General features: G+C 58.0%; 11 protein-coding genes. All 11 read right to left on the reverse strand.

Annotation, left to right across the window (positions count from 1 at the left end; translation table 11 throughout):
- Nucleotides 1-10 precede the first annotated feature (10 nt).
- Nucleotides 11-1,837, reverse strand: a complete 1,827-nt coding sequence (locus ASC75_RS21675) for an ATP-binding cassette domain-containing protein (protein WP_082496697.1) — start codon at nucleotides 1,835-1,837, stop codon at nucleotides 11-13.
- Nucleotides 1,830-2,666 carry a branched-chain amino acid ABC transporter permease gene (locus ASC75_RS21680; protein WP_055980195.1) on the reverse strand — a complete coding sequence of 279 codons (837 nt, stop codon included), beginning with the start codon at nucleotides 2,664-2,666 and terminating at the stop codon, nucleotides 1,830-1,832. The genes ASC75_RS21675 and ASC75_RS21680 overlap by 8 nt, the downstream gene beginning before the upstream one ends.
- Nucleotides 2,667-2,819: 153 nt before the next feature.
- Nucleotides 2,820-3,968, reverse strand: coding sequence for a substrate-binding protein (locus ASC75_RS21685; protein ID WP_055980198.1), 1,149 nt, complete (start codon nucleotides 3,966-3,968; stop codon nucleotides 2,820-2,822).
- Nucleotides 3,969-4,376: 408 nt separating this feature from the next.
- Complete coding sequence (locus ASC75_RS21690) at nucleotides 4,377-5,015, reverse strand: response regulator transcription factor (protein WP_055980200.1); 639 nt, start codon at nucleotides 5,013-5,015, stop codon at nucleotides 4,377-4,379.
- A gap of 7 nt (nucleotides 5,016-5,022) precedes the next feature.
- On the reverse strand, nucleotides 5,023-5,925 hold the full coding sequence (folD, locus tag ASC75_RS21695) for a bifunctional methylenetetrahydrofolate dehydrogenase/methenyltetrahydrofolate cyclohydrolase FolD (protein ID WP_055980203.1): 903 nt from the start codon (nucleotides 5,923-5,925) through the stop codon (nucleotides 5,023-5,025).
- 34 nt (nucleotides 5,926-5,959) lie between these two features.
- Nucleotides 5,960-7,639: a formate--tetrahydrofolate ligase gene (locus tag ASC75_RS21700; RefSeq protein WP_055980206.1), complete on the reverse strand. Its 1,680-nt coding sequence runs from the start codon at nucleotides 7,637-7,639 to the stop codon at nucleotides 5,960-5,962.
- A 238-nt stretch (nucleotides 7,640-7,877) separates the two neighbouring features.
- Entirely contained in the window at nucleotides 7,878-8,456 is a 579-nt protein-coding gene (locus tag ASC75_RS21705) for a HupE/UreJ family protein (protein WP_055980209.1), read from the reverse strand.
- Between the two features lie 80 nt (nucleotides 8,457-8,536).
- A complete protein-coding gene (gcvT, locus tag ASC75_RS21710) occupies nucleotides 8,537-9,643 on the reverse strand; it encodes a glycine cleavage system aminomethyltransferase GcvT (RefSeq protein WP_055980212.1) in 1,107 nt (368 codons plus the stop codon).
- Nucleotides 9,644-10,733: 1,090 nt separating this feature from the next.
- A complete protein-coding gene (locus tag ASC75_RS26520; protein ID WP_244487908.1) occupies nucleotides 10,734-11,687 on the reverse strand; it encodes an AAA family ATPase in 954 nt (317 codons plus the stop codon).
- A gap of 45 nt (nucleotides 11,688-11,732) precedes the next feature.
- Complete coding sequence (locus ASC75_RS26525) at nucleotides 11,733-11,945, reverse strand: hypothetical protein (RefSeq protein ID WP_199914581.1); 213 nt, start codon at nucleotides 11,943-11,945, stop codon at nucleotides 11,733-11,735.
- A gap of 800 nt (nucleotides 11,946-12,745) precedes the next feature.
- The coding region (locus ASC75_RS26580) for a hypothetical protein (protein WP_210168389.1) at nucleotides 12,746-12,990 on the reverse strand (245 nt) is incomplete at its 5' end.

A 12,990-nucleotide genomic window follows, 5' to 3' on the forward strand; every position in this document is an offset into this window, starting at 1 on the left:
GTTCATCCTCTCAGTGCCCCGAACCAGCATAGACCGACTTAACGAGTTCGGAATTCACGACCTCATCAACCGACCCGTTAAGAACAATCCGACCTTGATGTAGAACGATGACTCGCGAAGAAATTTCGCGGACGAAGTCTAGATCGTGCTCCACGAGCAGAATGCACAGTTGCTCCGCTTTGGTCAGTTCCACCAGGATCGTTCCGATCAGCGTGCGCTCGGCTTTTGTGAGACCAGCCGTGGGTTCGTCCAAGAGGATCACCTTGGGCTCGAGAGCCAACACCATTGCCAATTCGAGCGCCTGCTTTTTTCCGTGCGACAGCACTTGTGCGGGCAAATGCAGCTCGGTGTGAAGACCGGTGGCCCTGACAACGTGCATGGCAGAAGGCGGCAGGCTGCAGACACCGGATTTCTGCCATTTGGACAAAGGATCTAGGCGCGCCCGAGCAATCTGGAGGCACTCACCTACCGTCAAGGTGTCGAAAACGTTGGCCATTTGGAACTTGCGGCCCACACCGAGACCTACGCACTCTTCAGGCGGACGATGGCCGATGTCCTGGCCAGCGACCGAAATCGTGCCACCGCTACGCTTTGAGCCGTCGGCGATGCAGGTCATGAGGGTCGTCTTGCCGGCACCGTTTGGCCCCACGAGACTAACGATCTCGCCATAGGTGGCTTCGAAATCGATGCCGGACAGAACTTCCAGACTACCATATCGCTTTTCCACCCCGCTCACTATAAGCGCGGGTCCGCTGGACTCGGCCGCAATGATGTTGCGCTCGCTCCTGCTTGCCTTGTGCAGCTGGAGCTGGGCGTATTGCTGAGGCTGAGCTTTTCCGGTGCGAACGCGTAACCAGTTGGCGGCATGCGAAACCAAGGGCAGGATACCGCGCGGCAGGGCGACGATGACCGAAACGAAGACTATTCCGATGACAAGCTTCCACACGAAGGGAAAATCGCCCTGCAGCTGCGCACTGGCATAGTCGATAATAATCGTTCCGATCACTGGGCCAAACAGCGTACCACGCCCGCCCAATGCAACCCAGATCAGAAGCTCGGTTCCGAACGTGAAGCCAGCGATTTCGGGGGCGACCACCATCGTGTAGTTAGCGTACATCCAGCCTGCAATCGCGCCGATTGCTGCACAGATCAGAAAGATCACTGCCTTAATGTTTGAGGTGTTTAAGCCGAGATACTTGCAACGTTGCTCATTTTCCCGGATCGCGATCAGAAGCCGCCCGGCGTCGCTGCGCGTGTACATCCAAGCCGCTGACGTCAGTACGACTAGCCAGACTCCGACAGCCCAGAACCACGCCTCAGAGCTGAGCGGGATTGTTTCGAAGCCGGTCAGGCCGCTGCTTGAGCCCGTGTAGGTTCCGCCGGAAAATAGAACCTGCGTGACGATGATCGGCAGGACGAGGGTGATCACGGACGCATAGAGCGACGAAGCGCCATGCCAGAAGGCAAGGAATGCCACCAACCCGGCGAGGGCGACTGCGACTGCGATGCCGATCAAGACGGCGGCCAAGGCATTTCCGGCCGAAAAGCCGCCATAGGTAAAGACCAATGCCGTTGCGTAGGCGCCGGCCGCGAAGAATGCCGACTGACCGAAAGTCAGAACTCCGAGGTAGCCCCACAGAATGTCGACCGAGAGCGCGATTGATGCATAAATCATCGACCTTACGAGGACGTTCACGGAATAGGCGTCCATGAAGAAGGGCGCGGCGCCAACCCCGATCAGACAGATCGCGGCGATGACCACCATCCTTGTCAGCGGGGCGATCTGCGGTCGTTGAATGGAAGCGCTTCCAAGTTCCTTCACGTTTGCGTCACTCATAAGAAAACCCCTGCGGACGGATGCGAAGTATGACAGCGGCCAGCGCAGCAATCGTCATGCCGCCGAGGACCGAACCGAAATAATTGCTCACAATGACTTGGGCGCCCCCCAGGACAACGCTCGCGACAGCCAGGCTATAGAGGGAGGAGCCCGAAACGAGCACGAGCATGAAAGCGCTGATCAGCCAGGCAACGCCCATGTTTGGATCGACGCTGGACAGTGGAGTTATCAGAGCTCCGGCCACCGCCGCCAAACCGGAGCCGAGCGTAAATGTGATGGAGCGAACTAAGCCGCTGTTGATGCCGAGCCCGCGCGCGAGGTCCTCGTTCATAATGACCGCGCGTGTGGAGAGGCCCAGTGAGGTGCCCCGAAGCGCCATCGTCAAGCCGACGCCGAGCAGCAGCGCAACGGCTGTCAGGATCAACCGATAGGTTGAGTAAGGCTCACCCAAGATACTGATCACGCCTCTGATCGGAGGCTCAGCGAAATGGACACCGCGATCGAAGACCAGGGTAATAACCTGCCCAATGATAATGCTCAGGCCCCACGTCGCCAGAATGGCATCGAGGGGGCGATCATAGAGCGAGCGCACGACGACACGTTCCATTCCGAGACCGACAATTCCGCCGAAAATCGCCGCCAGGGGTATACCGATCCAAGGATTCATCCCCATCGCGGTGGCGATGACGGCGGCATAGCCCCCAAGCGTCATCAATCCGCCGTGTGCGAAGTTTATGAGCTTCATGACGCCGAACACAAGCAGCAATCCCGAAGATACGATGTATAAGATTGCTGCAGTCGTTATGATATCAAGTAGTACCGGAACCATCTAAGTCTCCGAAGTTTCCTCTGTAGCGAGCTGTATTGAACTTCCGAGTGATCGATGCCGAAAGATGGGTTCGTACATCGCCGCGTCTGAGGGTCAACACAGCATCGCCATATTTGGTCAGCAGTCAGACGGCAGAAAGCGCCGCCTGTCCGGTCACAGATTGGGGCACTGCTCGCCCGGATCTACATTGGGATAGGACTTGATGATGGTTGTGTCGCCCTTTGCATCGACCTGCGCGAGATACATCGTCAGCGGAGCATGACGCTGTTTCGACATCAGCACCGAACCGCGAGGGCCGTCGAAAGTCACTTCGCTTAGCGCCTTTACGACCGCATCCGTATCCGTTGTCCCGGCCTTCTTGACCGCCAAGGCGTAGAGATGCACAGCATCGTATTGCGGCACGGACAGCTCATTCGGCGTTTCAGTCTTTTCCCCGAACTTGGCTTTCAGCGCTTTCAAGAACCGGGCGTTTTTCTCCGAGGCGATACCGGTGTAGTAGGTACCGCCGAGATAGATCCCCTCGGCATCAGGCCCAAGGGTCTTTGCCGTACCTTCATCAAGCGCGTAATTACCGTATTTGGCAGTGATGCCTGCCGATCGCAATTGCTTCGTGAAGGTGACGTTCGGCGCACCAGCGGCTGTGGAAGTAATGATGGCGTCCGGGTTGGTCGCGCGGATCTTACTGACGATTGCCGTCCAATCCGTAGCATCCATCGGATTGTATTCTTCTCCTACAACGGTTCCGCCCTTCTCGGCGATGTACTTGTTAGTATCACCAAGAAGACCCCGACCGAACGCGTAGTCGCTGCCAACCAGGAAAAATTTCTTCGCGCCATGATCCGACATGAAATAATCAACCATGAGGGAAACCATCTGTTGTGGCACCCAGGCGTTGATGTGCTGATACTTGTTGCAGGAGGCGCCTTCATAGAAGGAGGTGTAGATGTACGGAATTTGCCCCCGCGTGATGATCGGCAGGCCGGCGTTGCGAGCCGCCGTCGTTTCCATTGCCACGATGGCGTCGACTTCCTTTTGAAAGACAAGGGAATCGTAGGCCTTCTGAGCCCCGGCGGCGCCGGACGCATCGTCGGCGACTTCAATGACCAGCTTTCTGTTCAGCAACCCGCCCGCCTCATTGATTTCGGAGACAGCGAGTTCGGTCGCCTGAATCACGGACGGTGCCACGACGCTGTTTGCCCCGGTTAGGCCAACGGGAATCCCCAACACGATCGGTTCCTCTTCCGCAACTGCGCTCCCGGTCCACAGGACAGTTACGGCAAGCAACACGGAAATCTTCTGCATTGTTGTTTTCATTTGCGTTCCCCTTGTTTTTGTTGACTGCTCAAAGCGCCAGCTGACATCGGTTCCGTTGAGCAAACGGCAGTCGTCGGCTTCGCGAAAAGATGTCGGCAATTTTGAGATGAAGGTGGACCACAACTGCTAGCCGGCAGGATTTATCCTGAGGGGCGGCGCGTGGTACCAAAAGGTGACTATCCCGCCACCTGATTGAATGCTTGCACAGATGCAAAGCGACGTCAATATTAAAAGACGGTTAGGCGTCGTTATCAGGATTCATGCTAAGTTGGTTCTTCCGATCGACAATGACAAATCGAAGGTCGTTAACGGTCCTGACATCCCAGGGGGCGCCTCGCCCTGTTGATTAAGCTCGGCTTGCCGCGCGCGAACGCTGCCTGGCAGCCGTCTGGAGGCTTATTGTTTCGTATCCATGACAAACAGCGCCACCGCCATTGCCCGATTGCGGACGCCGAGCTTGTCATACAGATTCTTCAGATGGTACTTGACTGTGTTCTCCGAAATACCGGTCCTGGTGGCAATCTGCAAATTGGTCCAGCCATTGGCGAGCACAGCGAGCAATTCCAATTCGCGCGGCGTCAGGCGTGATAAGGGCGTCTCATTGATTTTGGAGACCTCTATAAAGGGAATGCAAATACGGCCGTTTGCGACCGCAGCAAGCGTGCCGAACAGGACGCTGGGATCATCGAACTGATAGCAAAAGCCGTGCGCGCCAAGGCGTACGCACTGCTTCAGAATGCCTGGGTCATGATCGTTGCTGAAAATAACCACGCGCATCGCGAGCTGCCGGCGATGAAGCTCGATTAGCAGTTCGGAGGCGTTCATGTCGGATAGTTTCCAGCCCACGATTGCCACGTCGAAGGCCGTCTTCGTTTCTTCCACGGCCTCCAGAAACGCCTTACCGCTATTGATGCCGGCAGCGAAGTCGAAACGTTCGTCGCGGCTGATCATGTCGCGCAACGCTGCGATAACCAGCTGATTTCGCTCTACAATCAGTAGCCTTGGGCGGTATCGGCTTCTTTCTGAGGCCTCCATGCACCGGTCAACTGTAAGCGTCGAAGTCAAACGCCTGACCTGCCGCGCGGAAGGCCGAGGTGACCGTATTGGCCATCAAAAGTGCGATCGTCATCGGGCCGACGCCGCCCGGCACCGGGGTGATGGCGCCAGCCTGTTCTGCCGCACTGGCATAGTCGACATCGCCGACGAGCTTCGATTTGCCGTTGGCGTCTGCGCTGAGGCGGTTGATGCCAACATCGATGACCGTTGCGCCCGGCTTGACCCAGTCGCCCTTGATCATTTCAGGACGGCCGACCGCTGCCACCAGGATGTCGGCGCTGCGGCACAAGGCCGGCAGGTCTTTGGTGCGGCTGTGGGCGATGGTGACAGTGGCATTGGCATTGAGCAGCAGATTGGCCATCGGCTTGCCGACGATGTTGGAGCGCCCGACAACGACTGCATTGAGGCCCGACAGGTCGCGGCCAAGCGCACGCTCGATCAGCAGCATCGAGCCGGCCGGCGTGCAGGGCACGAAGGCGGTATCGAGTTCGCCGGTACCGAGCTTGCCGACATTGGTGAAATGGAAGCCGTCGACATCCTTGTCGGCCGAGATCGTCTGGATGATCTTGCCGGCGTCGACATGGTCGGGCAGGGGCAACTGGACGAGGATGCCGTGGATCTTGGGGTCGGCGTTGAGTTTCTGCACCAGCGCGACCAGATCAGCTTCAGAGGTGTCGGACGGCAGCGCATGTTCGATGGAATGAAAACCGCATTCCTTGGCTTTCTTGCCCTTGGAAGCGACATAGACCTGGCTTGCCGGGTCATGGCCGACGATGACCACCGCGATGCCTGGAACAACACCGGTCTCGGCGATCAGCTTTTCGGCTGCGATCCGGACCTTGGCGACTACATCGGCCGCCACCGCTTTCCCGTCGATAATGATTGACACGTATTTCTAATCCTTATGTTAAGACGCGTTCGCCTTAGAACAGACCTTCGATCTGGCCTTGTTCGTTGAGGAAGATCTTTTCCGACGACGGTGCCTTGGGCAGGCCGGGCATGGTCATGATCTCACCGCAGATGGCGACGATGAAGCCGGCACCGGCGGCAAGCCTGACCTCGCGCACCGGCACGACATGGTCGACAGGGGCGCCACGCAGGTTGGGATCGGTCGAGAACGAATACTGCGTCTTGGCCATGCACACCGGCAAATGGCCGTAGCCCGCCTGTTCCCATTGATGCAACTGGTCGCGCACCGACTTGTCGGCGATCGCCTCGGAACCGCGGTAGATGCGCTTGACGATGGTGTCGATCTTGTCGAACAGCTTCATCTCGTCGGGATAGAGCGGCGAGAACTGCGAAGCACCCGATTCAGCGAGCTGCACCACCTTGTGGGCGAGCTCCTCAATGCCGGCCGAACCCTTGGCCCAGTGCTTGCACAGGATTGCCTCGGCACCCATCGAAGCGACATAGTCCTTCATCGCCGCGATCTCGGCGTCGGTGTCGGAGACGAAGTGGTTCATCGCCACCACCACCGGCACGCCGAACTGCTTCACATTCTCGATGTGGCGGCCAAGATTGGCGCAGCCCTTCTTCACCGCATCGACATTTTCCTTGCCGAGCTCTTCCTTCTTGACGCCGCCATTCATCTTCATCGCGCGGACTGTCGCCACGATGACCGCAGCGGCAGGCTTGAGGCCAGCCTTGCGGCACTTGATGTCGAAGAACTTCTCGGCACCCAGATCAGCGCCGAAGCCGGCTTCGGTGACGACATAGTCGGCGAGCTTGAGCGCGGTGGTGGTCGCGACCACCGAGTTGCAGCCATGGGCGATGTTGGCGAACGGGCCGCCATGGACGAAGGCGGGGTTGTTTTCCAGCGTCTGCACCAGGTTGGGCTGGACGGCATCCTTGAGCAGCACCGCCATCGCGCCGTCGGCTTTGAGGTCACGGGCATAGACTGCCGTCTTGTCGCGGCGATAGGCAACGATGATGTCGCCCAGACGCTTTTCGAGATCCTTGAGGTCGGTCGCCAGGCACAGGATCGCCATGACTTCGGAGGCAACGGTGATGTCGAAGCCGGCCTCACGCGGAAAACCGTTGGCAACGCCGCCGAGCGAGCAGTTGATCTCGCGGAGCGCCCGGTCGTTCATGTCCATCACCCGGCGCCACACGACGCGGCGGGTGTCGATGCCGAGCTCGTTGCCCCAGTAGATGTGGTTGTCGATCAGCGCCGACAAAAGATTGTGCGCGGTGGTGATGGCGTGGAAGTCGCCGGTGAAGTGGAGGTTCATGTCCTCCATCGGCACGACCTGGGCATAACCGCCACCGGCAGCACCGCCCTTGACGCCGAAGTTGGGTCCAAGCGAGGCTTCGCGGATACACACGATCGCCTTCTTGCCGATGCGGTTCAAACCATCGCCGAGACCGACTGTCGTCGTGGTCTTGCCTTCGCCGGCCGGTGTCGGGTTGATCGCGGTGACCAAGATCAGCTTGCCGTCCTTGTTCTTGCGCACATTGCCGATGAACTCGGCCGAGATCTTCGCCTTGTCGTGGCCATAAGGCAGCAGATGTTCGCTCGGAATGCCGATCTTGGCACCGACCTCCTGGATCTGCTTCTTCTTCGCCGCACGCGCGATCTCGATGTCGGTCTTGAATTCGGCCATGACTCTCTTCCCTTGAGTTTGGTTCGATTTCCGCGGAGCCTCAGGCTCCCAGATTAAAAACGAGGTGCTGACTGGCCTGCCGCACGGCAGGCGGAGGCCGCCCTATTCGCCCTCAACAGCGCGATAGTCATCGGCTGTCGCGCGGCGCTGAACATAAGCGGACCGGGTCTTTTGAACGCTGTTCGACTGCTTTGACGAAGCAAAATTACGGCCGATATCGCTCGCCCTGCGGTTGCGATCAGATGAGACCGGCCAAAATACCCAGCCCTAAACCGGTCACAGCCCCACCTGTCAGCCTGACAAGCGGCGAGCCACCGATTGCTGCAACTCCGGCGCCAAGCGCCGCGCCTGCGGCATGAAGCAGTGCGGTCGTCAACACAAAACCCAGTGCGTAGCTCGTGGCGCTGCCATCCAATGGCATTTCGGCTACATGAGCGTGACCATGGAAAACGGCAAAGAACCCGGTCATCGCGAGTGCAACTGAGCCGGGAACGTTAGGTGCGATTAAAATCAAGGCTCCGATTATAATAACCGAGAGTACAATCGCAGCCTCCACTGCCGGTAGAGTGATGCCGCTGACGCTGACCGCGCCACCCAAGACCATCATACCTAGGAATGCAGCCGGCAGCAGCCAACGAAAGCAACCGCCGAGTAGGTATCCCAGCAGGCCCACGGCCGCCATAGCTAGGACATGGTCCAAACCGCCAAGCGGATGAGAAAGACCGGCGGCAATCCCATGTGCGTGGCCGGTTCCGGGATGAGCCTGGGCCGCCGCGGTTGCAAGTGAGAACCCAGTCGTCAGAAAGAATCTGTTCATAAAGGCTGCTCCGATCGGGAACAAAGGAAAACCATGCCGGTTGAAGCCTCCCCCTAGGAGGAAGCTTCAACTCTAATGGATTAGGCGAAGTTCTTGGTGCGGGTGTCTCCGGGGTCATATAGCGGCATAACCGACAGCTTCGCATTCGATCGCGTGCCATTGTCCAGCAGGACCGTAACGTCCAGGCTCGGGACGGCGTGGGCGGGGTTTACAAAAGCCATGGCAGTTCCGCGCTTTCTGGTCGGCGAGAAGGATCCGCTGGTTACCGTTCCGATTTCGCGGTCACCGACAAATATCTTGTCGCCGGTTTCAGCTACGTCGCCGGAGAGAATGTCGAGCCACACCATCCGGCGGGTTACCCCCTCGCGGACGATTCGCTGCAAGGCAGCCTTACCGATGAAATTCTCTTTTCCAAACTTCACGGCAAACCCGATACCAGCTTCGAAGGGATTGGTACTGCGGTCGTGGTCCTTGCCGACCAAAAGATATCCGGCTTCCTGACGAAGGCTCTCCAGAGCGGCCTGGGCACATGGAACAATGTCGTAGGCCTGGCCAGCCTTCATGACCAGGTTCCAGATGGTCGGTCCTTCAGTCGACGCGAAATGGAGCTCGAAACCGGCTTCACCCGTGTAGCCCATGCGCGCAATGATGCACTCGATACCGGAAATCTTTGCCGGCCTGAACCGATAGTAGCCTATGGTCGAGAGGTCGATGTCGACCAGTGGCTGCAGCACGCGATTGGCCTTCGGTCCCTGCAGTGCAAGCGTTGTGTGCTTATCGGTCACGTTTGTAGTGGCCACGTCGTACGGCTTCGCCTGCTTGGAAATCCAGGCGTAATCGTCTTCTGAACCGCTGATGATCATATACTTGTTCTTGTCCATGACCCAGATCGTGCAGTCGTCGATCATCCGACCGTCTTCGTCACACATCGCGGTATATTGCACGGAGCCGATATTCTTCTTGGAATAGTCGTTCGTCGCGAGCATCTGAACCAACGGAAGTGCATCGGGTCCTTCGATCACAAATTCGGCCATGTAATCCAGATCACACAGTGAAACGCTCTCACGTGTTGCCAAATGTTCCCGCGAATGTCCGGCGCTATATTCCACTGGCAGCCAATAGCCGAACAGCTCGGCCATTTTGGCCCCATATTCAAGGCCACTGTCGTAAAACGGAGTCTTCTTCATGGCGCGTATCTCCTCCTAGTGCGCAAAACAAAAAGGCCCCCGACGGCGCTATCGCGCCAGTCGGGGGCCTTCAAATACCCCAATTCCGATGCAGCTATCCCGCTGCAGTACCTTTCTTATTTTCTTTTCGCGATTTCTGTCAAGACATTTGTCGCCCGCCGACAAATGAGCCGTTCTTACGCGAGATCTTTGTAAGCGATTGCTTGGTCGAGTTGCCTCCTCAACTAGGCTTCGGGGACAAAGCACGACGCTCGACTCGGCGTTCAATTCAACGGTGTCTTTTGGAGGCGGCGCTAGGCGATCGGATCGGGGTTGCGGACGAGGAATGGGGTTTGATCGGGCTGCGGCTGCCCCTGAGGAGGGCGCGGATGCCGACCGGCACAGGACAACCGGCTCTATTCGAGAGCATAATGTGGATGGCGCGGGCCGGGTCGCAGTGGCGACGCCTGCCCGACGAATATCGCAAGTGGAACAGGGTGTTCCGCCGCTACCGACGAAGGGTCGTGACCGGCGTGTTCGATTCCACTCGAAACGCTGTGAGATGGTCGAGAGAATTGTGCAGTCGGCATAAAAAGGGAGTCACGAATCGAGGCGCTTGGCCCATCGCGTCGCGGCTTCCCTACTAAACTCCATGCACGATGCGATGCCAGGGGTCGACCGCTAGGCTTCGTGCTGACGCGGGGACAAGCGCACGACACCCAAGGCTTTGGCCCTTTGTTCCGTATGCTTGCCGACCGGATCGAGGCATTGCTCGCCATCGGCAACGAGATCGCCTGCGCCGGCGTCGAAGCTGTAATCCCCTCCTAGACCAACCGCAAAAAGTCCTGCTCCGCACGACCGGCAAAAATACCGTTGGCGCAATCTCGTCAGCGCCTGTTGTTCAACGAAAACTGGCCGCCACCGCTAGGACAAAACAAAGATTCCTACCTCGGCTTCATAGCACTCGCCTATCGCGCGAACGCTCGTCTGCTCCTTTAGGCCGTGCGAGCAGCGCCAGGCTTGAGCGTCGGCACCTTGCCTGCCGTGGAGAGCGGCTACGGCGGACATGTATCTTGTTCTTCGGGGCGTATTTTTTTCGCCTGAACAATCGTCAATATGTCCCGAGGGGATCGCGCTGAAGCACGCGAACGTCAATGCCGCCATCGTTCGAGCCGGGGCCAATCTCACACGTAAAGCCTTGGTTTTGAAAGATTCTAAATAGCAAGATTTCGAACTCGCGCCATGTGAGCCGATGCTCTGGCCGCTTGGCGAAGTGCGAATACACGCGAGGAACGCGGCCATCGAATTGATCTCGTTTGAAGGATCTTCTTCCCCTCCGCTTCACCGCCTTCGTTCTCTTCGGCCTCGGGTTCGTTCGCCGCAACATGGGGAGCAGCAATCGCTCGACGTTGCCCTCGACGAGCACGGCGCCATCCAAGAAAAACAAATCGCAGTGGCTGAGCCTCAGATCCCTTTGCAGAAAATCGCGATGCTCTGTTTCCTGCGCGTAGAACGCGGAGAGGTTGAGCATTTCGGTGACCTGATCGTTTCCAACTAAGTCGTGCCGGAAGTAGCGGATCGGCTGAAAGCCGCGCTCGTAAAGGATGTGCGGCGAGTGCATCGTAATAATCGCCTGGCCGGCGAATGATCCCCCGACCTCACCCGGCATGACTAGCAAATCGAGAATGTTGCGAATGAACACCTGCTGGAGTTGCGCATGAAGGTGCGCCTCGGGCTCCTCGATGAAAATGAGATGGAGGGGAGCGCGCTTGTCCTCTTCGGCCTTCCAGCGTTCCTGAAGGTCGAGCACTTCGACCACCATATAAATCAGGTTTTTGAAGCCGAGTCCGTTGTAGGTGTCAGGCAGCATGATCGTCTGCGCGCCTTCGCCCACGATATAGTGGACGCGCGCGTCCTGCGTCATGATGGACGCGGGGTTTAGCGCCGACTTGATTTCGAGCTGTGGGTTATTGAGGCCGGGATAATCCAAGCGCCCCAATCGCTCCAACGTGTCCTTAAAAACTTCCGCAAGATGCTTGTCGAGGCCGACCTCAGACTCGAACAGCGCCTTAAGCGCCTGATGGTCGTCCTGACGCTGATCAAGATTGCGCTATAGTGGCTGGTATCCTTCCTTCGCCTGAAACTTCGCATCAAACTGCGTGTGATCGAGGACGAAGTAGCGCAGTTCGTACTCGCGTCTCAGTTCCCCAAGCAGGTAAGCCGACAGCGATTTCGGCCATGGCACATAGTCGCCCGCGCCATGGTCCAGCGCGGCCGCCTTCGCCCGGCCATCATCACGAGCAGCGCGGTAACGCTCGATCAATTCGGCGATTTTCTTCGGCCCGAGTTCTACACGGGCGCCGACGAGCGTTCCGGCCCAATCGGTCGAAGGCAGGATAAAGGTAACGAGATAGAGGTCTTCCGCTCCTAACCTCGAACCAAAGGTCGAGCGAGACGGTAGGAAACTCGAACTCGGCGATCTCGTCCTCTCGTTCGCCGATCTCGTCCAGCAACGGCCAGACATGCGTGCTGAAATCATACAGCGAGAAGGCATCTTTACCGCCCGAGAGAAACATCTGCATCGCCTGCGTGGCAGATGTTTTTCCGCTGTTGTTTCGCCCCAACGAAAATGGAGATGTCAGATGCAAGCTCAACGTGCACGTCCCGAAGCCGCCGGAAATTCCGCAGTCGATAGGAATGTAGATGCATCGTGTCCCCCGGGGGATGGAGACTACCGGCTAACGACCGCGTGGGAATCTTAAACACACACACACGGATTCGGCCGTTTAATCTGGGGATGCGGGCTGTCCCTAGTGTCGTCGGTTTCCGATACAGCTCATGAGCGTCGCTTTCAGAACCCGAATCGCCGAGGCTGAATGTCCGAGATAAGGCAAAGCCTTCGTTCAGTAGGGGTGGCGAAAGCGACTGCTTCGAGTGGGATCGGCCATACCGTACCGCTGAACCTCTGTGCGTGACCGGAGGGAGCACAGTCCCGACCTGAACGTCCCAACACGCAACCCTTTTCAAGAGGCGTTAGATCTGCTGGCCGATCTGCAGCTCAAGCGCTTGTGCATGTCCCCGATCTCCCACCTTATGCGAGGCTGCCGGCTGCCGGAGCAACTATCATGTGCATGCGAAGGTACTGAAATCTCCCATAAAAACCGGGCAGTATGCCCGCGACCGATCGTCATGCACCGGAAAACGCAAGCCATGCCAATGGCTTAACGCGTTTCGGGCATGCGCTTTTATCTCGCCGTCCTCTGTCGTTTCGTAAGCGTCCGGTCCTGACACGTCCTTGGGGTAGTGCATTTTCGCGGCATGTGCGGTTCCTTGGTACATTGGAGGGTCTCCGATGGCGTCGCGTCGTT

The sequence above is a fragment of the Aminobacter sp. DSM 101952 genome, from assembly GCF_001424795.1.
Lineage (GTDB): Bacteria > Pseudomonadota > Alphaproteobacteria > Rhizobiales > Rhizobiaceae > Aminobacter > Aminobacter aganoensis.